Origin of the sequence: Minwuia sp. IMCC3060, from assembly GCF_029909435.1 — a bacterium.
In the GTDB taxonomy this organism is placed as follows: Bacteria; Pseudomonadota; Alphaproteobacteria; order Minwuiales; family Minwuiaceae; genus Minwuia.
Genome location: NZ_CP123782.1, coordinates 1,360,582 through 1,381,919, shown reverse-complemented (window position 1 = coordinate 1,381,919; position 21,338 = coordinate 1,360,582). Strand labels below are relative to the sequence as shown.

The window sequence follows — 21,338 nt, the reverse complement described above, 5'->3', positions numbered from 1 at the left end:
CACGACTTGCCTCCCCCGATTGTATGGCAGGCAACAAGCCGCGCACGCTGCGGTGACTGGTCCTGCGTGCGTTCGGGCGGTGTGACAACCGATTGGCCGCGCATTCGAATTCTCCATATCCGTATCAATGTGTACGCCTTTGACAGAACCGTACATATCTATACGATCCGGTCAATCTGAATCTGTGGGAGAGGTCGAACATCAATGCTCCGACCGGTGAACGGATCAGCGATCAGGGAAACAGGGAGGCCGCAGGCATGAGAGCGGAACGGCAGCAGGCACGTCACAGGCAGATTGCCGACGCGGCCTACGCGTTGCTGCAGTCAGAGGGATATCGCGCCACGTCCATGCTCGCCATCGCGCGGCAGGCCGGTGCCTCCAACGAGACGCTCTATCGCTGGTATGGCAACAAGCAGGGACTCTTCCGGACGCTGGTCGAAGACAATGCCGCTGAGGTGCGTGACCTCCTGCAGGCGCGACTGGCGGAGGATGCCCCGCCGCTGGCGGCCCTGTCGGAGATGGCGCCGCTGCTGCTGCAACTGGTGACGGGACCGAAAGCCGTGGCACTCAATCGGGCGGCGGCGGCGGATGTGAATGATACCGCGACACTGGGGCAGACGATCGCGGCGTCAGGACGCGAAACCGTGGTGCCGCTGATCGGTGCACAGATTGCCAGACTGCAACAGTCGGGGGACCTGGTCGGTGCACCCGTGGCCGAGATGGCTGAGACTTTTGTCGGGTTGCTGATCGGGGACTTGCAGATCAGGCGGGTGATCGGTGTGATCGACCCGCCCGACGATGCCGAATGCGAACGGCGCGCCGGGCGGGCAATCTCACAACTTCTCAGGCTCTATGGCCCGGATCACTCAGCGGCGACGGGCGCCGCCGCGATAGCGCCGGACTGATGGTCCTGCGCGCCAACCACCGCCGCAGCGGTCATGTTGACGATGCCGCGCGTGGTGATGGCCGGGGTCACCACATGCGCTGACTTCTGCATGCCGATCAGGATCGGGCCAACGGACATCCCCTCGGTCGTCTCCTTGACCAGGTTGAAGGCAATGTTGGCTGCATCCATGTTCGGCGCGATCAGCACACTGGCGTTCCGGGTCAGGGTCGAGTTCGGGTTGATGCGCTTGCGCACCGACTCGTTCAGGGCCGTGTCGCCCTTCATCTCGCCATCGATCTCCAGATCAGGGGCCATCTTGCGCACCAGTTCCAGTGCCTTGCGCATCTTCCTTGACGACGGATCGTCATTGTCGCCGAAGTTGGAGTGCGCCAGCAGCGCCACATGCGGCTCGATCCCGAAACGATCCACGACTTCAGCAACCATGATCGCCATTTCGGCAATCTGCTCCGCAGTCGGGTCGTCGGTCACATGGGTGTCCGCAATCGCCATCGTGCCCCGATCCATGACGACGAGTTCGATTGCCGACGGCTCGGAAACGCCCGGACGCAGACCCACGATGTCCTGCACGAACTTGATGTGGCGGTCATAGCGCCCCACCAGACCACACAGCATGCCATCCACATCGCCACGGTCGAGCAGCAGGGAGGCAATGACGGTGGTGTTCGTCCGGATCAGGTAACGGGCCTCGTCCGGCGTCACGCCCTTGCGGCCCATGCGTTCCATCAGTGCGGTGGTCAGCGTCGCGATACCGGCGTCATCGCCCGGATCGAAGACATCCAGATCGGTACCGACCTTCATGCGCAGGCCGAAACGCCCGATCCGGCGTTCGATCACTTCCTTGCGTCCGATCAGCAGCGGACGGGCAAGACCATCGTCGATGATGACCTGGGCAGCGCGCAGCACGCGTTCCTGCTCACCATCGGCATAGGCGATCTTCTTCGGATCCGCCTTGGCGCGGTCGAAGACGGGCTTCATTGCGAAGCCGGTCTTGTAGACATGCTCGTTCAGCTTGGCGCGATAGGCGTCCATGTCCTCGATCGGACGCACGGCAACACCGGAATCCATGGCGGCCTGGGCCACGGCGGAGGAAACCTCCACCATCAGGCGCGGGTCGAACGGCTTCGGGATGATGTAGTCCGGGCCGAACTCCAGGCTGTCGACGCCATAGGCCTTGGCCACCACGTCGGAGACTTCCTGCTTCGCCAGATCGGCAATGGCCTTGGTGGCCGCGACCTTCATTTCCTCGTTGATGGTCGTGGCACCGCAGTCGAGCGCGCCCCGGAACAGGAACGGGAAGCAGAGCACGTTGTTGACCTGGTTCGGATAGTCCGAACGGCCGGTGGCGATGATCGCGTCGGGGCTGGCGGCACGCGCCTCCTCCGGCAGGATCTCCGGGTTCGGGTTGGCCAGCGCCATGATGATCGGCGTCTTGGCCATGGTCTTCACCATGTCGCCGGTCAGGGTGCCGGGGCCGGACACGCCGACGAACACGTCGGCGCCCTTCACCGCCTCACCGATGGAGCGGGCTTCGGTCTCGACGGCCCAGTACTCCTTGTACTTGTCCATCTTTTCCTTGCGGCCCTTGTAGATCGGTCCGGAACGGTCGCAGACGGTGATGTTTTCCTTGGCGACGCCCAGGGACACGATCAGTGCCATGCACGCCTGCGCCGCCGCACCCGCGCCGGAACAGACGACCTTGATCTTGTCCAGGTCCTTGCCGACGACGCGGCAGGCGTTGTAGATCGCGGCGCCGACGCAGATGGCGGTACCGTGCTGGTCATCATGGAAGACGGGGATGTTCATCCGCTCCCGACACAGCCGCTCGATCTCGAAACAGGCCGGTGCGCCGATGTCTTCCAGATTGATGCCACCGAAGGTCGGCTCCAGGGCCGCCACGACCTCCACGGTCTCCTCGATACCCATCTGGTTGATCTCGATGTCGAAGACGTCGATGCCGGCGAACTTCTTGAACAGGACGGCCTTGCCCTCCATCACCGGCTTGGACGCCAGCGGGCCGATGTTGCCCAGACCCAGCACCGCGGTCCCGTTCGACACGACGGCGACCAGATTGCCGCGCGCGGTCATGTTGGCGGCCTCGAGCGGGTCCTCGTGAATCAGGGAGCAGGCCGCGGCCACACCCGGGCTGTACGCCAGCGAGAGGTCGCGCTGGTTGGCCAGTTTCGTGGTCGGCATGATCGCCAGCTTGCCCGGCGTCGGATAGCGGTGATAGTCCAGCGCCATCTTGTTGAGTTCGTCGCTCATCGGTATCCCCTCGATACGTGAAAGTCCCCTTCGGTCACTATCCGCCATGTCGGGGGAAAAATAAACGACCAAGGCCACGGGACGCGACGTAACCCGTGCCGGATGCGAAGTGGATCACATCACGGGTTGCAGGACCGGCCTGACGCTATCGATCAATGCCCGGCCAGCGCCGGACGCAGACCCGGCAGCGCAGGGATCCCGGCAATCGGGCTCAGCCTCATGTCACCCGACATGCCACATGACCCGGTCATTCAGGAATGAGATGGCCTTTCTCGTCGCGGATTTCCGGCCCGCGCACCCGCGCGCGACCGTCGCCGAAGTTCTGGTCCCGTGTCTGCAGCGCAGCCTTCAGCCCTTCCGACCTGGCCACCTGCCGGAATTTCTGCGTTCCGGGGGCCAGATGCGCCCGTGCGTCATTCTCGGCGGAAAGCCGCTGCAGGGTCCGCCCCCCCATCAGCTCGATACCCAGATTGACGATGCGCTTGTTCGCCGCCAGCAGATCAGGGTCGATACCGGCCATGCGACTGGCCAGTCCCTCGACCTCCGCTTCCAGCAGGTCGCCCGGTACCGACTTCAGCACCAGTCCGATCAGCGCCGCTTCCTCCCCCGTCACCGTGTCACCGGTGAGAAGCAGGCGTTTCGCCCACTGCGGTCCGCAGTTGTAGAGCCACATCTGGTTCGGCAGGGAGCCCAGGTCCCGCGCGGGCGGAAAGCCGATCACCGCATCATCCGCCGCGATCACCATGTCGCACAGCAGTGCCACATCCGTTCCACCTGCCAGACAGTGGCCGTGCACCTGCGCAATCACCGGCTTGTGCATGTCGAACAGCGCCATGCGCAGACGCTGGCCATACTCCAGCCGCCAGATGTCATCGTCGATCGTCGGGTCGGCATAGATCCCGCCATCGCGATAGTTCCGGTTTCCACTGCCGCTGGTCTGGGTGCTGTTGAGACCCGGCGTCAGATCATATCCGGCGGAGAAGCAGGGTCCCGCACCGCGCAGGATGACACTGTGGACAGCCTTGTCATTGTCGGCTTCCCAGAGTGCCTCGTTCAGTTCCCGCAGCAGATCGACCGAGAGGGCATTGCGCTTCTCCGGCCTGTTCAGCGTGATCCGCGCGCGACCGTCGGCCACCTCGTACAGGATATGCTCCGGCAGTTTCATCTCGATCCCTCCCCAGGGTCAGTAGATCGTCCTGGCCATATGCTCCGGATAGTCGTTGTCATAGCTCTCGGCGTCGAAGTCACCGCTGACGGTGGCCTTCAGCATTGCGCCCGCCGTGGGCACTTCGTCACGCGCGGCGAATGCTGCCGGATCCCAGAGACGTGACCGGTGCAGGGCCTTCTGGCACTGATAGTAGATGCGGTCGACCGTCACCGAGATCACGCTGCGCGGCGCATTGCCCTCAATAGCGAAGGACTGGCAAAGGTCATGGTCGGTCAGCAGGACCGCATTGCCGTTGATCCGCAGGGTCTCCCCGATACCCGGGATCATGAACAGGAGCGAGATCTGCGGATCGCGCACGATGTTACGCAGACTGTCGATCCGGTTGTTGCCGCGCCGGTCCGGCAGCAGCACCCGCCGCTTGTCGACGACGCGGACGAAGCCCGGTGGATCGCCGCGTGGCGAGCAGTCCAGCCCTTCCGGTCCCGATGTCGCCAGCACGACGAACGGCGACCGCTCGATGAACTGGCGATAGAGATCGGAAATATGCCCCAGTTCCTTGTCCAGGGAACGCTGCATGGGCGCACCGTAATGCGCCTCCAGCGCCTCAATGCTGTCGAGACGGTCGTACTTCTCGCTCATCCGGCTTCCTTGTTCAGGTCGGGGCCTGCATGCGGGCCAATCACGGGCGCATTGACACCGCCTTCCTTCAGCGCCGCCGCCGCGCGCGGATTGTCCATGATCTTGCTCAGGATGGCCTTCTGCGCCTGCTCGAAGGTTTCCCGGTTCTCGACCACGAACTGGCGGGAGTCGCGATAGGCATCCAGCAGTCCGTTGACCTCCGGAATGACGTAGCGCGCGACCAGATCCCAGCTCTTCGACGTGTTCGCCCGGCTGGCCCAGTCGTGGACGAAGCCGATCACTGCGCCGATGCCACCGGTCAGTTGCACCAGGTCACGGATACGCTTCACCAGATCGTCGGGCGTGCCGATGACAGCCGTCGCACCATCGGCCAGTGCCGTGGTTTCAACCGCCTCATGGGCGGTCTTGAATGCCTCCACACCGGGGCGCATCAGCGTGCCGACGTTATATTCATTGTGCCAGCGCAGCAGGCCATCCTTGGCCTCGGCAATCGCCTGTTCCCGTGTTTCGGCGATGTGCCACATCATGACGATGCGCCAGTCCCTGCGGTTGACCGTATTGCCGTGCTTTGCCGCCGATTCCTCGGCGAAGCTCCATTGCGTCGCCAGCGACTGCAGTCCGGCGGACGACATGGAACCGATCGACAGCACGCCGGTGCCGTGCTTGCCCGCCAGTGTCATGCCGGACGGGCTGATCATCGACGCCACCGCGAACGGCAGATCTTCCTGCAGCGGCATCAGTTGCAGCTTCGCGTCGCGCATCTCGAACCAGTCGGACTTGTAGTCGAACCGTTCCTCCCCCCGCAGCAGGCGGCGGATGACACCGATCGCCTCGTCTTGACGGTCACGCTGGGTCATGGGATCGATGCCCAGCGTGTGCGCATCCGAAGGCAGGGCACCGGGACCGGACCCGAAGATCGCCCGCCCGCCGGTCATGTGGTCAAGCTGCACCATCCGCTGTGCCACGATGAAGGGATGGTGATACGGCAGGGAAACGACACCCGTGCCGAGGCGGATGCGATGCGAACGCTCACCGGCGGCTGCCAGGAACATCTCCGGCGATGCAATGATCTCCCAGCCTGTGGAATGGTGCTCACCACACCAGAATTCGTCATAGCCAAGCCGGTCAAGCTGGCTGACCAGGTCCAGATCGGACCGGAACTGGAGCATCGGATGCTCGCCGATCGGATGATGTGGCGCCAGAAATGCCCCGAAACGCAAACGATCCATGTCTTTCTCTCCCCCCGTTCAGTCCATCAGGCCGTGTCCGCAACATTAGTACAGGGCCATGGGGTTTTGGGAGGATAAGTTGACCCCGCACGAAGAAACCCCCGCGGCCGGATCAGGCCACGGGGGTTGGGTCGGTTCAGGCGCGCCCGGCGGGTTCAGCGGGCTCTTGTGATGTCGCTCCGGTGCATGGCGATGGATGTCAGCTCGGACCGACTCAGTCCGATGTCGTGCAGGGTCGCATCGCTCAGGGCTTCCAGTTCCCGCAGCCGCTTCGCGTTCTGCCGTGCGACGGTCAGGTCGGTGAAGCGATCCTGCACCCAGGCAGCCGCACGGGCCAGCAGTCCACTGTCAGAATGCGTCAGGTCATAGGACTGTACGGTCATGGTCTCTCTCCTTGTACTGGCTGGCCTTTTCAGGTCCAGCCGTTGAACTTCGGTGTCTTCGATAGGACAGAGATGGGGCGAAGTGTGCACTGCAACAAACGACGAATTCTTGGCTTTCGGGAAAGGAAATCTATATCAGGCAGAAGCTGAAACATCGGGAACCCGCACATGCGACGCAGACTGCCCCCGCTGAACGCCCTCCGCGCCTTCGAGGCTGCGGCCCGGCACGAGAGTTTCAAGGCGGCTGCGGACGAGCTGTCCGTCACGCCTGCGGCGGTCGGGCACCAGATCCGCACACTGGAGGACTTTCTGGGGGTGGAACTGTTTCACCGCCTGAACCGGGCCGTTGAACCGACCGATGCGGCGCGGCGTCTGCAGCCCGATCTCACCCGCGCGTTCGACCTGATGGTCGATGCCCTGTCGACGCTGGATGAAGACGACGGGGAGAACGTGATCTCGGTCTCGACGGTGCCGTCATTTGCCGTGAAATGGCTCATCCCCAGGCTTGAGCGCTTCAACCGGGCGCATCCGGAACTGGATGTCCGCATTTCGGCGAGCATGGAGATGACGGATTTCAGCACGGGCGGCTTCGATTGCGCCATCCGCTTCGGATCCGGCAACTACCCGGATCTGAAGGCCTGGAAGATTCTGGATGACACGGTCCTGCCCGCCGCAAGCCCGACCTTGCTGGCGAGCGTCGGCGGCGTCACGAAGCCGTCGGACCTGTCGCGCCTGCCGCTGATCCATGACGACTCGCTGCGCTATGATCCGATGACGCCGGACTGGCGGGCGTGGCTGATGGCGGTCGGCGCCGAGGACAAGGTGGACTGGCGGCGCGGCACCCATTTCTCCTATGCCGACCATGCGGTTCAGGCTGCGATAGATGGCATGGGCGTGGTGCTGACCCGCCGCTCCCTTGCCGCGCATGACCTGGCGACGGGACGGCTGGTGACGCCCTTCCAGGGGGAACAACCGCTGTCCATGTCCTACTGGTTCGTCTGCCCGCCGCGGAACGCGACGCGCCTGCGCATCAGCGCCTTCCGAGACTGGATCCTGTCCGAAGCCTCAAGGACGCCGTTCGACGAAGACGAACCCGCGGCTATTCAAGCTCCAGAATGACATCATCCACGGCCAGGCTGTCGCCCGGCCCGGCATTGATGGACGCCACCACACCGTCGGCTTCGGCGCGCAGCACGTTCTCCATCTTCATGGCCTCGACAACGGCGAGCGCCTGACCGGTCTTCACCTCGTCGCCCACTTCCACGTGGATCTGCATGATCATGCCCGGCATGGGGCAGAGCAGCAGCTTCGAGAGGTCCGGCGCTTCCTTGACCGGCATCAGTTCCGCCAGTTCGGCCGCCGCCGGGGTGCGGACGCAATAATCATCGGTCGCACCGTTGAAGGTCAGGGCAAAACCCTCGACCGTGGAGCGGACCTGGACCTGCATCCGCTGCCCGCCAACGATGCCGTTGAAGACCGGCTTGCCGGGGCGCCAATCGCTCTCGACCACCAGATGCTCGCCCTCGACATGCACGTCCGTGGCGCGGTCGCCCGCAGTGGCACGGACACCGAAGTCCTGTTCGCCCACAGACACACGCCAGTCCTGACCGATGCGCGGACGGAAATGCGGCACCTGGCCGGAAATGCCCGTGGCACGGATCCGGTCACGCAGATGCACGACGACAGCAACCGCCACCAGTCGGCGCCGGGTCACCTCGTCGATCTCCGCGCCCAGGAATCCGTCCGGATATTCCTCGGCAATGAAGTTGGTCGAAAGACGGCCCTCGCGGAACCGCGGGTGATTGCAGACGGCATTGACGAAGTTGATGTTGTGGCTGATGCCCTCCAGCCGGAACCCGTTCAGCGCACCGACCATGTTGTCGATGGCCGTCTTCCGGTCGGGACCATAGCTGCACAGCTTGGCGATCATCGGATCGTAGAACATCGTGATCTCCGACCCCTCGACCACACCGGTATCGACACGCACGGTGGCGCTCTCCGGCGGCGGCGAGAAACGCGAAAGCCGACCGATCGACGGCAGGAAGCCGCGATAGGGGTCTTCGGCATAGATGCGGCTTTCCACCGCCCAGCCGTTCAGCTTGATGTCGTCCTGCGCCAGCGTCAGCTTCTCGCCGTTGGCGATGCGGATCATCCACTCGACCAGATCGATGCCGGTGATCAGTTCCGTCACCGGGTGCTCCACCTGCAGGCGGGTATTCATCTCCAGGAAATAGAAGTTCCGGTCCTTGTCGACGATGAACTCGACGGTCCCGGCGGAGCGATATTCCACGGCATTGGCCAGGGTGCAGGCCTGTTCGCCCATCGCCTTGCGTGTTGCCTCGTCCAGGAACGGGCTCGGCGCTTCCTCGATCACCTTTTGGTGGCGGCGCTGGATGGAGCATTCGCGCTCCCCCAGGTACAGGCAGGTCCCCTGCCCGTCAGCCAGCACCTGAATCTCGATGTGGCGCGGTTCCTCGATGAACTTCTCGATGAAGACCCGGTCGTCGGCAAAGCTCGACGCGGCCTCCGACTTGGCGGACTTGAAGCCATCGCGTGCTTCCTCGTCGTTCCAGGCCACGCGCATGCCCTTGCCGCCGCCGCCCGCCGAAGCCTTGATCATCACCGGATAGCCGATGTCAGCGGCAATCTTCACGGCGTCCTCGACCTCGTCGATGACATCCGTATGGCCGGGAACCGTGTTCACACCGGCGCCCATCGCGAGCTTCTTGGATTCGATCTTGTCGCCCATGGCGGCAATGGCACGGATGCCGGGACCGATGAAGGCGATGCCTTCCTTTTCCAGCCGCTTCGCGAAGCCCTGGTTCTCCGACAGGAAGCCATAGCCCGGATGCACCGCCTCTGCCCCCGTCTGCTTGCAGGCGTCGATGATCCGGTCCGCAAGCAGATAGCTTTCCGACGCAGCGGGCGGGCCGATGAAGATGGCCTCATCCGCCATGCGCATGTGCAATGCGCCATCATCCGCCTCCGAATAGACCGCGACCGTGGCGATCCCCATCTTCCGGGCGCTCTTGATGACGCGGCAGGCGATTTCGCCCCGGTTAGCTATCAGTATCTTCTTGAACATTGCTGGCCCCACCCGATCCGTCCGGCGATTCATCCGCACTAATGGCGTTGTTGTAGCGCCGCCTTGTGCAGGTCACAACGGCCCAGCATTGCCGTTGAACGCAGAGCAGCCATCAACCGCACTTCGAATAGCCGCATGAATAGCAGGTGTCGCACCCCTCCTGCTTCGCCAGACCCGCGTCTCCGCACCGCGGACATTGCCGCAGCACGCCCGCAGGACGGTTGCCGGAGCCTGCGGCGACCTTCTGCGCCTCGATCTCCTGAGTCCGGGCCTTCGGGTCAGCCAGAAAGCCGGTGGCGATCATGTGCTGCTCGATCACTTCCCCGATCGCGGCAAGAATCGAGGGGACATAGCGCCCGCCGACCCATGCCCCGCCACGTGGATCGAACACGGCCTTCAGCTCCTCCACGATGAAGCTGACATCGCCGCCCCGCCGGAACACGGCCGAGATCATGCGGGTCAGGGCCACAGTCCAGGCGAAATGCTCGACGTTCTTGGAATTGATGAAGATCTCGAAGGGTCGGCGGCGCCCGTCCTGGATGACGTCGTTCAGGGTGATGTAGATGGCGTGATCGCTCTCCGGCCATTTCAGCTTGTAGGTCTGGCCGGGCAGGACACCGGGACGGTCCAGCGGCTGCGTCATGTAGACGACGCCGCCGCTCTCGTAGGGGTCCTTCGGCTTCGCGGCCATTGCGGCAGGCGGGGCGGAGAGCGGCAGTTCCGCCTGCACGTCCACCGTGTCGGCTGCCGGCTGAGCCTCCGGTTTCTTCACATGCAGCACCGACCCCGTGATCTCGTTCGGTCTGTAGGTAGTGCACCCCTTGCAGCCGGTTTCATAGGCCATCATGTAGACTTCCCGGAAATCCTCGAAGGAGATGTCTTCCGGGCAGTTGATGGTCTTGGAGATCGAGGCATCGACGTACTTCTGCACCGCCGCCTGCATCCGCACATGGTCGGCGGGTGAAAGGGACTGGGCATCGACGAAATAGTCGGGCAGCGGCTGGTTGCCGTGGCTGTGCTTCCAGCGCCGTACTGCGTGGTCGGAGACTTCCTCCTCCCGCCGCGACCCGTCGGGCATCAGCACCGAACGGGTGTAGGAAAAGCTGAAGACCGGTTCCAGCCCCGACGACACATTGTCCGCGAACAGGGAGATCGTGCCCGTCGGCGCGATGGAGGTCACCAGCGCGTTGCGGATGCCATGTTCGGCAATTCCCGCCCGGACCTCGGGTTCGAGATCCTGGATAGCGGTTCCGGACAGGTAGGCATCGCGGTCGAACAGGGGAAACGGCCCCTTCTCCCGCGCGAGATCGACGGATGCCAGATAGGCCCGGTGGCGGATGGCCGCCATCCACTTCTCCGTCAGGGCCACGGCCTCTGCCGTGCCATAGCGCGCCCGGCACATGATCAGGGCATCCGCAAGACCTGTGACGCCGAGTCCGATGCGGCGCTTCGCCTGCGCCTCCCTGCGCTGTTCCTCCAGCGGGAAGTTCGACACGTCCGTCACATTGTCCATCATCCGCACGGCCAGCGGGATGATCCCGTCAAGCGCGTCCAGGTCCAGCTCGGCCTCCGCCGTGAACGGTTCCCGGACCAGCGCCGCCAGATTGACGGACCCCAGCAGACAGGCGCCATAGGGCGGCAGGGGCTGCTCTCCGCAGGGGTTGGTGGCGGAAATGGTCTCGCAATAGTGCAGGTTGTTCTGCTTGTTGATCCGGTCGATGAAGATCACGCCGGGTTCCGCATAGGCAAAGGTCGCGCGCATGATGCGGTCCCACAGGTCGCGGGCACGGACACTGCCATAGGTCCGCCCCTCGAACGTCAGTTCCCAGCTGCTGTCGGTCTTCACCGCCTCCATGAACGGATCGGTGATCAGGACCGACAGGTTGAACATGCGCAGCCGCCCGGCATCCTCCTTCGCGGCGATGAAGGCCTCGATATCCGGATGGTCGCAGCGCATGGTCGCCATCATCGCGCCGCGCCTGTGCCCGGCACTCATGATGGTGCGGCACATGGCATCCCAGACATCCATGAAGGTCAGCGGTCCCGAAGCATCGGCCCCGACCCCCTTCACGGGTGCCCCCTTGGGCCGCAGCGTGGAGAAGTCATAGCCGATGCCGCCGCCCTGCTGCATCGTCAGGGCCGCTTCCTTCAGATTCTCGAAGATCGCGGCCATGTCGTCGGGAATGGTTCCCATGACGAAGCAGTTGAACAGGGTCACACGCCGGGCCGTCCCTGCCCCGGCGATGATGCGACCGGCGGGCAGGAAGCGGAATCCCTCCAGCGCGCCGTAGAACCGCTCCTCCCAGACCTCCGGCTCCGTCTCCACCGAAGCCAGGGCGCGGGCCACCCTTCGCCAGGTATCCTCCAGCGTCGCATCGACGACGGCGCCATCGGGGCCCTTCAGGCGGTACTTCATGTCCCAGATCTGCTGGGAAATCGGTGAGAGGGCCGTCATGCCGGTCAGCTCCGTTTTCTGCGGAAGGCGTCCTGTTTCATCGGGCGCGCATGATACGTCACCAGAGGTGGGGCGGCAATTGCAATGTTCCCGTTATGTTTACATGAACAATCCACGGCTGGGTCCACCCGTGCGGCCCGGCCACCGGACCCCGGCGCAATTCATCCACAGCCGGTGTATTGTTTCATCCCCTTGGAGAATGCGGCTCAATGCGGCTACCTTCACCGTGACCGGACAGACAGACGAAACGGAAATGACGCCCCATGAGCACGCGTGAAACATATGGATTTGAAACCCAGGCCATCCATGCCGGGGCATCCCCGGATCCGGTGACCGGCGCGCGCATCACGCCGATCTACCAGACATCGTCCTATGTGTTCGAGGACGTGGACCAGGCCGCCAGCCTGTTCAACCTGCAGTCCTTCGGCAACATGTACTCCCGCCTCACCAATCCCACCGTCTCGGTGCTGGAGGAGCGGGTCGCGACGCTGGAAGGGGGCGCCGCCGGGCTGGCCGTTGCCTCGGGTCACGCCGCGCAGATGGTGCTGATGTTCGCCCTGATGGAATCCGGCGACGACTTCGTTGCCTCGACCAAACTCTACGGCGGGTCAATCACCCAGTTCGGCGTCAGTTTCCAGAAGATGGGCTGGTCCTGCAGCTTCTGCGATCCGGACGACCCGGAGAGCTTCCGCGCCGCGATAAACGAACGGACCAAGGCCATCTTCATCGAAAGCCTGTCCAATCCGGGCGGTGTCGTCGCCGACATTGAGGCCTTCGCCAGGATTGCGGAGCAGGCAGGCATCCCCCTGATCGTGGACAATACCTGTGCGACCCCCTGGGGCTGTCGGCCTTTCGAGTGGGGCGCGGATGTCGTCGTGCATTCGGCGACCAAGTTCCTCGGCGGTCATGGCAATTCCCTCGGCGGCGTGATCGTCGAGAGCGGGGAGTTCGACTGGTCGATCGACGGCCGTTTCCCGGCGGTCGCGGCCCCCTGCCCCGCCTATCACGGGCTGAACTTCTACGAGACCTTCGGGCGGTTTGCGCTGACAGCCTACGGGCGCGCGGTGGCCCTGCGCGACCTTGGCCCCTCACTTTCGCCGTTCAACGCCTTCATGATCCTGACCGGCGCGGAAACCCTGCCGCTGCGGATGGAGCGCCATACGGCGAACGCGCTGGCCGTCGCGCGTTTCCTGGACCAGCATCCCGCAGTGACCTGGGTTTCCCATTCCGGGCTGGAGGGCAATCGCTATCACGCGCTGCAGCAGAAGTACCTGCCGAAGGGTGCGGGTGCGGTCTTCACCTTCGGTGTGCGTGGCGGCTTCGATTCCGGTGTGAAGGTGGTGGAGGGTGTGAACATCCTCTCTCACCTCGCCAACATCGGTGATACGCGCAGTCTCATTCTGCACCCCGCATCCACAACGCACCGTCAATTGACGGTCGAGCAGCAGATCGCGGCAGGTGCGGGACCTGATGTGGTAAGACTGTCCATCGGCATCGAGACGGTCGATGACATCATCGCGGACCTTGCGCAGGCGCTCGACAAGATATAATTGCCTGTCATTCAAGGATAATCGGCCAACCGCCCGGGTGGCGTCAGCCTTCTGACGTGTCGGCGTTCGCGCGGTTCCCGTACCTGCTGGCAGGAAGCTTGCTCTCGTCCCGCAGCAGGAATGAATAATCAGGCCGACCGAATTGTTGGCCCGGAAGCAGGCGGGGGAATGCTTCATGGCAATAACTGTTGCGGTGTCGAACCAGAAGGGCGGCGTCGGCAAGACAACCACTGCGCTGCATCTGGCGGTCGCGACGGCGCTGGCCGGTCGGCGCGTGCTCCTGATCGATCTCGACTCCCAGGCCAATGCAACAACCGCCCTCGGGATACCCGAAGCAACAGCGGAACTGCCGGGCAGTTATCACGCGCTGGTCAACAGCGACGATGTTTCTCCGCGCTGGGCACAGGCGACGGCGTGTCCAAATCTCTCGGTCCTGGCCTCCTCTCTCGAAATGGCGGGTGTGGAGCTGGAACTTTCCGGGGAGACCGACCGCCTGCACCGGCTGCGTCCGGTCATCGCCGCTCTGGCAGACAGCTTCGACTGGATATTCCTGGACTGTCCCCCGTCACTCGGCATCCTCTCCGTCAATGCTCTCATTGCTGCGGACACGGTCCTTGTACCGGTACCGCCCGAGCAGTACGCCCTGGACGGCATGGCGCGCCTGACGTCAACCATCGAGCGGCTGAACGATGCCGGTCAGACACGCATCGACAGATCGATGATCCTGATCACCATGGCCGAGAACTGGGCGCCTGCAAAAATGAAACGCGCACTGGAGATGCGCCGGACCCACGGCGATGCCGTGCTGGTGGCCGAAATCCCGCATTCGAATGCAATCGACGAAGCCAGCGGCGAGCGGACTGCGGTCTACTTCACCCGTCCCAATGCCGACGCCAGCGAGAACTACCTTCGCGCGACCGCGGAACTGATCATGCGCAACGAACCGGGTCTGGACCCGACTCCGGAGAAGGTTGAAGCCATGGTTGCGGAAATGCGCGCACAGATGAAACCGCTGGAAAGGCAACGGGAGATCGCCCCCCTGCTGACAGAACCGCCCGCGAAGCATCACGGTCGCCGACGCTCCCGCAGCCGCTCCGGCGGCGACGGTCCGAAGATCTACCGGTCACGCCGCAGGCTGAAGCAGGCTATTGGCGCAAGCCTGCTGATCATCCTTTCGCTGTTCATCACCGTCCTGGTGATCGACGCCTAGACCCTTCGCCCCTTACAACGGGTACCGCAGTCCGGTCACGGATCGACCTACAAGGCCGCGCACATCCCGCCATCGATGTTGATCGCGGTCCCGGTGATGTAGCTGGAACGCTCCGAGGCCAGGAAGGCGACCAGGTCCGCATATTCCTCTGCCTCACCCACCCGTCCGAGCGGGATGCGCGACGCCAGGTTCTCGTACAGCGTCTCGACAGGCGTCTCGGCAGTGGCCCGGCGGTCCCACTGGGCACTCTTCAGCAAGCCGATGCAGATCGCGTTGACGCGGATGTTGTCGCCGGCCAGTTCATCCGACAGCGACTTCGTCAGGTTCAGACCGGCCGCACGCGACAGCGATGTCGGCAGTTGTCCGGCCCGGGGCGTCTTGCCGCCGCCGATGGAGGCATTGATGATGGAGCCTGCGCCCCGCGCCCTGATATGCGGAATCGCCAGCCGGCACATACGCACCGCCCCCATGATCTTCAGGTCGAAATCCGCCTGCCAGGCCGCGTCATCCAGATCCTGAAGCCTGTGGGCCGCTGACGCGCCCGCATTGTTGACCAGGATGTCGATGCCACCAAAGGCCTCGACCGTGCGGGAAACCAGCGTCTCGCAGTCAGCCAGCCGGGTCACGTCGGCCTGTACGCCAAGCACCGGGCCGCCGCCTTGCGCCGAGAGTTCCTTCGCCACTGCTTCCACATGATCCTTGCGGCGGCCACAGATGACCACTTTCGCCCCTTCCGCCGCCAGCAGCGCCGCGCTGGCACGGCCGAGCCCGTCACTGCCGCCGGTGATGATCGCAACCTTGTCTTCCAGTCCGAGCCTGAACATGCCCAGCCCTCCCCATGCTTCTCTGTTGGTCCTGTCTATTCTGCCCAGGCGCGGGCCTTGCCCTCGTCCATGCCGACCTGAACGGCGGCCTGCACCATCTCCTCCCAGGTCGTGTCATCGACGGGCACGCCGTTCGCCAGGCGCTCGGCCATCGACTTGCGCTCCGGATCGCCCGGGATCATGACTTCCTCGACACCCGGTGCGGGGGGCGACTGCTTCACGTAGCTGATGAAACCGTCGAGTTCGCTCATCAGCGCGCTCCGATCTGTCAGCCGGTCCGGGTCGACCAGGATGGTCAGCATGTTGTTGATGATGGAATGCCCGTCGGAGCGCTCCGGCAGGAAGGAACCACCGCCCGAAAGCGCTCCGGCCAGCACTTCGCAGACCAGCGCCAGGCCATAGCCCTTGTGCTCCCCCATCGCCAGCAACGCGCCGCGCGGTTCGTCGAACATGACAGACGGGTTCAGCGTGCGGTTGCCCTCGGGGTCGATCAGGCAGTCAGGTGGCATCTCCACACCCTTGTTATGCGCCACACGCACCTTGCCCATCGCGACCTTCGTCGTCGCCATGTCCAGCACCATGCGCGGGTGACCGGGTGTGGCGGGCACCGCCGTGCAATAGGGATTGGTGGTGAAGCGGGCGTCGGAGCCGCCGTGCGGTGCAACCAGCGGCATCCGCGTGATGGCGTTCACCCAGTGAATCGAGATCAGTCCCGCGTCGGTTGCCTGTTCGCCCCAAGCACCGATGCGACCAAGGTGATGGCTGTTGCGCAGGCTCATGAGGCAGAGCCCCTGCGCCTTGGCGACGGCAATACCCATCTCCATCGCCTCTTCACCGATGACCTGCCCGTAACCGGCATTGCCATCCAGTTGCAGGATCGCGCCATCATCCCGGACGACGCTGACATGCTGATTGGCTTTCAGCTTGCCGAACTGCAATGCGTTGACATAGGCAGGCATCATGCCGATGCCGTGGCTGTCATGACCACGCAGATTGGCACCGACAAGCTGGTGACCGATCTTGCCCGCCTCCACGTCGCCGGACCCGCCCGCACGGGCGATCTCGGCCACAAATCCCTCAAGCTTCTCAGCCGCGATTGTCGGCATCCGTCTTCCTCCCCATTTTCCTGCTTGTCTCAGTCTTGCAGCAATGCGGAGAGACGAAAAGCCATTCGAACTTCTGACAGGGTCACCCTCCGGAAAGGGTGCGACCGGTCACTCAGGTTCAACGACGCGAAATTCCGTGGAGGTCTTGTCCGCGGTCGGCTCCTCGAGATCAACCGCAGCGAGGCCGCGACGGATCAGCTCCCGGATCGCGGCAGCACGCGACGGCATGCGATGGCGGAACCGCCAGTCATCGATCGCCTCCATCTCAAGGTCGTCCAGCATCAGCTGCAGTTTCTCGGTGCGCTTCGGCGGCATGTTCTCGGGCATTCATCGGACCTCCATTGAAGCATCAACATACGCCACTTACTCCAACCACTCCAATGACCAATTCCACTACACCAACGGAAGTAATTGAGTTGCCCTAGTTCATGTATCCTGAGCAGGTTATTGACAATACATCGCCACACCAACCGACACATACGAAAAAATTTGAATTCCTCTCGGCAATCATCATTTTAACGACAACACAAAACGAGGGAGATTTTCTCATGCCGCTTCTTCTATCACTTGTGACAGAAGATGACATATTGGAGGAATCGAACGACAATTATTTGGGAAAATCAGATAAAGCGTCGAGATTAACTCTCGAAGATCCCAAAGCACGCAGAAGTTTACAGGCTGCGATGCAGGGCAAGACCCTGCTGCAGCGCATCACCGAGGAGAAGAAACATGACTGACATCCTGAAACGTCTGAGCCTGATTGGTGTCCTTGCCGTGATGATCGGTGGCCTGGCGGCCTGTGACAACACGATCCGCGGCATCGGTGCGGACATCAACGACAGCGCCGAGGCCGTCGAAGACTCGACCGAGTAACGGTTCCCTCCCACTTCGCGATAGTTGAACGACGAGAGGAACTGAACAAATGGAAGTCACTGGCATTCTCGGCCTGATCATCCTGATCGCGGATATCTGGGCCATCGTGAAGATCTTCGGCAGCGGAGCGGGCACAGGCGCCAAGGTCATATGGATCGTGGTCATCCTGTTGCTGCCGGTACTCGGCCTGATCCTGTGGCTGCTCTTCGGCCCCAAGACCCCGGCCGTCGGACGGGTCTGACGCCGACCGTCAGTCCACTGAAGTCCGAAGCGGCGTCAAGAACCGCGCAACCCGGACCATATCTTTTGCAGACCAGTCGCCCGGCGGGCGGCTGGTCTTCCTTCGTTCAGCCTCAGAACAGGCCTGATGCGGGATCGAAGCTGACCTCGTCGAGGTCCAGAGTGTGCTCCCTGATCCGCACCAGATTGACGAGGTCGTGTCCGTCGCCAGTCCCATCCAGGTCGATCTGCAGGAAGCTGTCGCCACCGACCTGGCGGACAGCGAGAAAATCCGACACCTGGCCGGAGCTGACTGCCCCGATGAGAGCGTCAGGAACGCCCTGAATGACGATCCTGTCGCCATCATTCCACTCGGTGATCTGGTCGATGGGTCCACCAAGGTCTTCAATACGGAGCACGAACAGATCATCACCCGCACCGCCGGAAAGGCGATCATAGCCAGCGTCGGCAATCAGCACGTCGTCGCCGTCGCCGCCGAAGAGCTTGTCGTCGCCGTCGCCACCGATCAGCGTATCCGCACCATCGCCGCCATGCAGGACGTCCAGCTTGGCGCCGCCGTCGAGCAGATCGTCGCCCGCGTCCCCGAACAGGTTGTCGCGTCCGCCGTTGCCCCGCAGTTCGTCATCATCCAGACCACCGAAGATGATGTCACGGTCTTCACCGCCACTCAGGACATCGTCACCATCATCGCCGAACAGCCGATCGATGCCATCGCCGCCGATGATCGTGTCCGCCCCGGCACCACCTGAGATCCTGTCGTCGCCGCCCCTGCCGCGCATCACCTGGTCGCCTATGCCGCCATGCATGCGGTCCGGGCCGTTGTCGCCACGCAGCACCGGTGCCGACGGGTCGCCTGCGCCGCCCCCCGGCCCGCCGTCGCCCGTCAGTGTGTCATCGACACCGCCGCCTGCTGGCGTGTCATCGCCGCCGCCCGAGAGCGTGTCGCCGGAGCCACCACCCGCTGGCGTGTCATTGCCGCCGCCCGTCAGCGTGTCGCCGGAACCACCACCCGTGGGCGTGTCATCGCCACCGCCCGTCAGCGTGTCGCCGGAGCCACCACCCGCTGGCGTGTCATTGCCGCCGCCCGTCAGCGTGTCGCCAGAGCCGCCACCTGCGGGCGTGTCATCGCCGCCGCCCGAGAGCGTGTCGCCGGAGCCACCACCTGCGGGCGTGTCATCGCCACTGCCGGACAGAGTGTCCTCGGTGGGCCTCAGCAGCGGTGAATTCGGTTCGCGAAGGTCCAGTATCGAACCATCCTCGAAATGCAGACCGTCGATACCGCCGCTCAGCGAACTGAACTGCCCGCGCAGGACAATTGTTCCGCCAGCCGCAATGCCGATGAACAGGTCGTTGCCGACACGGTCGAAAGACAGTTCTTCCCGCACGATCCCGTCCTGAAACAGGATGACGTTCGTGTCGCGGCTTGGTGTCTCGATGATGATCGAATGGTCGCCTGGCAGCAGATCACGACCGATCAGGTAAGTGTCGTTGCCGCTGCCGCCAATCAGGAAGTCACTGCCCGTGCCGCCTGTTATGGTGTCGTTGCCGCGCGCGCCGTGCAGACGATCGTCTCCGTCGCCGCCGGAAACGACATCATTGCCAGCATAACCCCACAGAACATCGTTGCCTGCTGTTCCTGTCAGGGTCACATCTGCAAAGGGATCTTCCGGCAGGGCCATGTCAGACGCCCAGTGCGCTGTGGTGGTGACCACGCGTCAGAGACCGTCCGGCGCTTTGAGCCAGGCAGAAGATTCTCGGCACCCCCTCGAACGGCTGGTCGGTAGGCGACCCCGGGTGACCCGAGGTGTCATCAACGCCAGCCTGTTAATTGTTTCTTTACATGTTCATGTCTCGCGCTGGTCGTGAAGCGAAATCCGCAGGGGATGCCATATGATTCCGGCAGAGTGTGTTGATTCACACACTACTGTGCTCAAATCAGCGCGATGTCAGGGAGTTACAGCTTCGGCAGTGGTACATGAAACCCACATCATGGATCATCCGTAGAGTGCTGCCGCCCGCTTCTCGAATGCCGCCACCATGCGGCGCACTGCCTCGTGAAACAGTGGCTCGATGGCCTTTCGCAGCAGCAGGGAGCGAAACTCGAAATCCACCTTGAAGTCGATCTCACAGCCGTCCGGGTGGGGCCGGAAGTGCCAGTGGTTCTCGAGGTATCGCATCGGCCCTTCCACATAGGCCACATCGATGGTCAGGGTCGCCGGATCCAGATCGACCTTGGAGCGAAACCGCTCCCGGAAGACCTTGAACCCGATCAGCAGGTCCGCCAGCACCTCATGCTCCGACTGACGCACGATGCGCGCGCCAACGCACCAGGGCAGGAACTCGGGATAGCGCCCGATGTCCGCGACAAGGCTGTACATCTGCTCCGGCGTGTGCGGCAGCACGCGCGTTTCGGAATGTTTGGGCATGTCAGGGAACCCGGGTCAGGCTGTTCCGGTGGCGAGGCGCTTTTCCCGCGCGGCACGAAGCCGTTCGAAATCATCACCGGCATGGTACGACGACCGGGTCAGTGGCGTGGCGGAGACCATCAGGAACCCCTTGCCATAGGCATTGCGCTCGTAGGCCGCGAATTCTTCCGGGGTCACGAAGCGGTCCACCGCGTGATGCTTTACCGTCGGCTGCAGGTACTGGCCGATGGTCATGAAATCGACGTCCGCCGAGCGCAGGTCGTCCATGATCTGCAGCACTTCCTCCCGCTGCTCCCCCAGTCCGACCATGATGCCGGACTTGGTGAAGATCGACGGATCCATTTCCTTCACCTCGGCCAGGATGCGCAGGGAGTGGAAATAGCGCGCGCCGGGCCGCACCGACGCATAGAGCCGCGGCACGGTTTCCATGTTGTGGTTGAAGACGTCCGGCTTCGCCTCCACCACCATCTCCAGCGCACCCGGCTTCTTCTGGAAGTCGGGTACCAGCACCTCGATGGTGGTCTTCGGGCTGGCCTGGCGGATGCAGGTGATGGTGCGGGCGAAATGGTCCGCCCCGCCATCAGCCAGGTCATCCCGGTCAACGGATGTCACGACGACGTGCGCCAGTCCCAGCTTCGCCACCGACTGTGCCACATTCTCCGGCTCGAACGGGTCCAGCGCACCAGGCTTGCCGGTCTTGACGTTGCAGAAGCTGCAGGCGCGCGTGCAGGTGTCGCCCAGGATCATCATGGTCGCATGACCCTTGGCCCAGCACTCGCCGATGTTCGGACACGCCGCCTCCTCGCACACCGTGTTCAGCTTGTGCGTGCGCATGATGCGCCGGGTTTCCATGTACTCCGGCGACGTCGGCGCCTTCACCCGGATCCAGGCAGGCTTCTTCTTCCAGACCGGATTGTCCGGCCTGTGCGCCTTCTCGGGGTGACGGACGGTCGATTTGGTGGTGTCAGGCATGACTCTGTT

Annotated in this window: 20 protein-coding genes; 7 read left to right on the top strand and 13 right to left on the bottom strand. The window is 63.4% G+C overall.

What is annotated here, in order from left to right; translation table 11 throughout:
- Window positions 1-257 precede the first annotated feature (257 nt).
- On the top strand, window positions 258-905 hold the full coding sequence (locus tag QGV54_RS06560; protein ID WP_281017641.1) for a TetR/AcrR family transcriptional regulator: 648 nt from the start codon (window positions 258-260) through the stop codon (window positions 903-905).
- Here the strand turns inward: QGV54_RS06560 and QGV54_RS06555 are convergent.
- The 5 genes from QGV54_RS06555 to QGV54_RS06535 all read right to left on the bottom strand — a co-directional run bounded on the left by QGV54_RS06555 (window position 863) and on the right by QGV54_RS06535 (window position 6,588).
- Entirely contained in the window at window positions 863-3,169 is a 2,307-nt protein-coding gene (locus QGV54_RS06555) for an NADP-dependent malic enzyme (protein ID WP_281017642.1), read from the bottom strand. The genes QGV54_RS06560 and QGV54_RS06555 overlap by 43 nt on opposite strands.
- 247 nt (window positions 3,170-3,416) lie before the next feature.
- Window positions 3,417-4,334, bottom strand: coding sequence for a crotonase/enoyl-CoA hydratase family protein (locus QGV54_RS06550; RefSeq protein WP_281017643.1), 918 nt, complete (start codon window positions 4,332-4,334; stop codon window positions 3,417-3,419).
- Window positions 4,335-4,352: 18 nt separating this feature from the next.
- The gene (locus tag QGV54_RS06545; RefSeq protein WP_281017644.1) at window positions 4,353-4,976 is read right to left on the bottom strand and encodes a pyridoxamine 5'-phosphate oxidase family protein; all 624 of its coding nucleotides are present in this window, start codon (window positions 4,974-4,976) and stop codon (window positions 4,353-4,355) included.
- On the bottom strand, window positions 4,973-6,205 hold the full coding sequence (locus QGV54_RS06540) for an LLM class flavin-dependent oxidoreductase (protein WP_281017645.1): 1,233 nt from the start codon (window positions 6,203-6,205) through the stop codon (window positions 4,973-4,975). The genes QGV54_RS06545 and QGV54_RS06540 overlap by 4 nt, the downstream gene beginning before the upstream one ends.
- Window positions 6,206-6,360: 155 nt before the next feature.
- A complete protein-coding gene (locus QGV54_RS06535; RefSeq protein ID WP_281017646.1) occupies window positions 6,361-6,588 on the bottom strand; it encodes a DUF1127 domain-containing protein in 228 nt (75 codons plus the stop codon).
- Between the two features lie 168 nt (window positions 6,589-6,756).
- Between QGV54_RS06535 and QGV54_RS06530 the strand changes: the two genes are divergently transcribed.
- A complete protein-coding gene (locus tag QGV54_RS06530) occupies window positions 6,757-7,707 on the top strand; it encodes a transcriptional regulator GcvA (RefSeq protein WP_281017647.1) in 951 nt (316 codons plus the stop codon).
- On the opposite strand, the gene QGV54_RS06525 is transcribed toward QGV54_RS06530, so the two are convergent.
- The gene (locus tag QGV54_RS06525) at window positions 7,688-9,673 is read right to left on the bottom strand and encodes an acetyl/propionyl/methylcrotonyl-CoA carboxylase subunit alpha (protein ID WP_281017648.1); all 1,986 of its coding nucleotides are present in this window, start codon (window positions 9,671-9,673) and stop codon (window positions 7,688-7,690) included. The genes QGV54_RS06530 and QGV54_RS06525 overlap by 20 nt on opposite strands.
- A 112-nt stretch (window positions 9,674-9,785) precedes the next feature.
- Window positions 9,786-12,128, bottom strand: a complete 2,343-nt coding sequence (locus QGV54_RS06520) for an adenosylcobalamin-dependent ribonucleoside-diphosphate reductase (RefSeq protein ID WP_281017649.1) — start codon at window positions 12,126-12,128, stop codon at window positions 9,786-9,788.
- Window positions 12,129-12,391: 263 nt separating this feature from the next.
- Here QGV54_RS06520 and QGV54_RS06515 point away from each other — a divergent pair, with 263 nt between their 5' ends.
- Window positions 12,392-13,678 (top strand): O-acetylhomoserine aminocarboxypropyltransferase, encoded by a 1,287-nt coding sequence (locus QGV54_RS06515; RefSeq protein WP_281017650.1) that lies wholly within the window; start codon window positions 12,392-12,394, stop codon window positions 13,676-13,678.
- 175 nt (window positions 13,679-13,853) lie between these two features.
- Entirely contained in the window at window positions 13,854-14,888 is a 1,035-nt protein-coding gene (locus QGV54_RS06510; protein WP_281020088.1) for a ParA family protein, read from the top strand.
- Between the two features lie 47 nt (window positions 14,889-14,935).
- Here QGV54_RS06510 and QGV54_RS06505 read toward each other — a convergent pair whose 3' ends face one another.
- From QGV54_RS06505 to QGV54_RS06495, 3 genes are all read right to left on the bottom strand, one after another.
- Window positions 14,936-15,712, bottom strand: a complete 777-nt coding sequence (locus QGV54_RS06505) for an SDR family oxidoreductase (RefSeq protein ID WP_281017652.1) — start codon at window positions 15,710-15,712, stop codon at window positions 14,936-14,938.
- A gap of 35 nt (window positions 15,713-15,747) precedes the next feature.
- Window positions 15,748-16,818 (bottom strand): malate/lactate/ureidoglycolate dehydrogenase, encoded by a 1,071-nt coding sequence (locus QGV54_RS06500; RefSeq protein ID WP_281017653.1) that lies wholly within the window; start codon window positions 16,816-16,818, stop codon window positions 15,748-15,750.
- A 108-nt stretch (window positions 16,819-16,926) separates the two neighbouring features.
- Window positions 16,927-17,145, bottom strand: coding sequence for a hypothetical protein (locus QGV54_RS06495; protein ID WP_281017654.1), 219 nt, complete (start codon window positions 17,143-17,145; stop codon window positions 16,927-16,929).
- A gap of 101 nt (window positions 17,146-17,246) precedes the next feature.
- Between QGV54_RS06495 and QGV54_RS06490 the strand changes: the two genes are divergently transcribed.
- The 3 genes from QGV54_RS06490 to QGV54_RS06480 are packed head-to-tail and all read left to right on the top strand — an operon-like array spanning window position 17,247 to window position 17,932.
- Window positions 17,247-17,555 (top strand): hypothetical protein, encoded by a 309-nt coding sequence (locus QGV54_RS06490; protein WP_281017655.1) that lies wholly within the window; start codon window positions 17,247-17,249, stop codon window positions 17,553-17,555.
- Window positions 17,548-17,691: a hypothetical protein gene (locus tag QGV54_RS06485; RefSeq protein WP_281017656.1), complete on the top strand. Its 144-nt coding sequence runs from the start codon at window positions 17,548-17,550 to the stop codon at window positions 17,689-17,691. Before QGV54_RS06490 ends, QGV54_RS06485 begins: the two co-directional genes overlap by 8 nt.
- 49 nt (window positions 17,692-17,740) lie before the next feature.
- Complete coding sequence (locus QGV54_RS06480; protein ID WP_281017657.1) at window positions 17,741-17,932, top strand: PLDc N-terminal domain-containing protein; 192 nt, start codon at window positions 17,741-17,743, stop codon at window positions 17,930-17,932.
- A gap of 112 nt (window positions 17,933-18,044) precedes the next feature.
- Here QGV54_RS06480 and QGV54_RS06475 read toward each other — a convergent pair whose 3' ends face one another.
- The 3 genes from QGV54_RS06475 to lipA all read right to left on the bottom strand — a co-directional run bounded on the left by QGV54_RS06475 (window position 18,045) and on the right by lipA (window position 21,329).
- Window positions 18,045-19,610, bottom strand: coding sequence for a calcium-binding protein (locus tag QGV54_RS06475; protein ID WP_281017658.1), 1,566 nt, complete (start codon window positions 19,608-19,610; stop codon window positions 18,045-18,047).
- 315 nt (window positions 19,611-19,925) lie between these two features.
- The gene (locus QGV54_RS06470; protein ID WP_281017659.1) at window positions 19,926-20,357 is read right to left on the bottom strand and encodes a type II toxin-antitoxin system RatA family toxin; all 432 of its coding nucleotides are present in this window, start codon (window positions 20,355-20,357) and stop codon (window positions 19,926-19,928) included.
- Between the two features lie 15 nt (window positions 20,358-20,372).
- Complete coding sequence (gene lipA / locus QGV54_RS06465; protein WP_281017660.1) at window positions 20,373-21,329, bottom strand: lipoyl synthase; 957 nt, start codon at window positions 21,327-21,329, stop codon at window positions 20,373-20,375.
- Window positions 21,330-21,338 lie beyond the last annotated feature (9 nt).

What these genes read in the sequence shown, in the direction of transcription:
- QGV54_RS06475 (WP_281017658.1), bottom strand. Translation starts at nt 19,610, where the DNA reads ATGGCCCTGCCGGAAGATCCCTTTGCAGATGTGACCCTGACAGGAACA.
- QGV54_RS06530 (WP_281017647.1), top strand. Translation starts at nt 6,757, where the DNA reads ATGCGACGCAGACTGCCCCCGCTGAACGCCCTCCGCGCCTTCGAGGCT.
- QGV54_RS06515 (WP_281017650.1), top strand. Translation starts at nt 12,392, where the DNA reads ATGAGCACGCGTGAAACATATGGATTTGAAACCCAGGCCATCCATGCC.
- QGV54_RS06495 (WP_281017654.1), bottom strand. Translation starts at nt 17,145, where the DNA reads ATGCCCGAGAACATGCCGCCGAAGCGCACCGAGAAACTGCAGCTGATG.
- QGV54_RS06550 (WP_281017643.1), bottom strand. Translation starts at nt 4,334, where the DNA reads ATGAAACTGCCGGAGCATATCCTGTACGAGGTGGCCGACGGTCGCGCG.
- QGV54_RS06500 (WP_281017653.1), bottom strand. Translation starts at nt 16,818, where the DNA reads ATGCCGACAATCGCGGCTGAGAAGCTTGAGGGATTTGTGGCCGAGATC.
- QGV54_RS06480 (WP_281017657.1), top strand. Translation starts at nt 17,741, where the DNA reads ATGGAAGTCACTGGCATTCTCGGCCTGATCATCCTGATCGCGGATATC.
- QGV54_RS06540 (WP_281017645.1), bottom strand. Translation starts at nt 6,205, where the DNA reads ATGGATCGTTTGCGTTTCGGGGCATTTCTGGCGCCACATCATCCGATC.
- QGV54_RS06545 (WP_281017644.1), bottom strand. Translation starts at nt 4,976, where the DNA reads ATGAGCGAGAAGTACGACCGTCTCGACAGCATTGAGGCGCTGGAGGCG.
- QGV54_RS06520 (WP_281017649.1), bottom strand. Translation starts at nt 12,128, where the DNA reads ATGACGGCCCTCTCACCGATTTCCCAGCAGATCTGGGACATGAAGTAC.
- QGV54_RS06535 (WP_281017646.1), bottom strand. Translation starts at nt 6,588, where the DNA reads ATGACCGTACAGTCCTATGACCTGACGCATTCTGACAGTGGACTGCTG.
- QGV54_RS06555 (WP_281017642.1), bottom strand. Translation starts at nt 3,169, where the DNA reads ATGAGCGACGAACTCAACAAGATGGCGCTGGACTATCACCGCTATCCG.
- QGV54_RS06525 (WP_281017648.1), bottom strand. Translation starts at nt 9,673, where the DNA reads ATGTTCAAGAAGATACTGATAGCTAACCGGGGCGAAATCGCCTGCCGC.
- QGV54_RS06485 (WP_281017656.1), top strand. Translation starts at nt 17,548, where the DNA reads ATGACTGACATCCTGAAACGTCTGAGCCTGATTGGTGTCCTTGCCGTG.
- QGV54_RS06560 (WP_281017641.1), top strand. Translation starts at nt 258, where the DNA reads ATGAGAGCGGAACGGCAGCAGGCACGTCACAGGCAGATTGCCGACGCG.
- QGV54_RS06470 (WP_281017659.1), bottom strand. Translation starts at nt 20,357, where the DNA reads ATGCCCAAACATTCCGAAACGCGCGTGCTGCCGCACACGCCGGAGCAG.
- QGV54_RS06510 (WP_281020088.1), top strand. Translation starts at nt 13,854, where the DNA reads ATGGCAATAACTGTTGCGGTGTCGAACCAGAAGGGCGGCGTCGGCAAG.
- lipA (WP_281017660.1), bottom strand. Translation starts at nt 21,329, where the DNA reads ATGCCTGACACCACCAAATCGACCGTCCGTCACCCCGAGAAGGCGCAC.
- QGV54_RS06505 (WP_281017652.1), bottom strand. Translation starts at nt 15,712, where the DNA reads ATGTTCAGGCTCGGACTGGAAGACAAGGTTGCGATCATCACCGGCGGC.
- QGV54_RS06490 (WP_281017655.1), top strand. Translation starts at nt 17,247, where the DNA reads ATGTATCCTGAGCAGGTTATTGACAATACATCGCCACACCAACCGACA.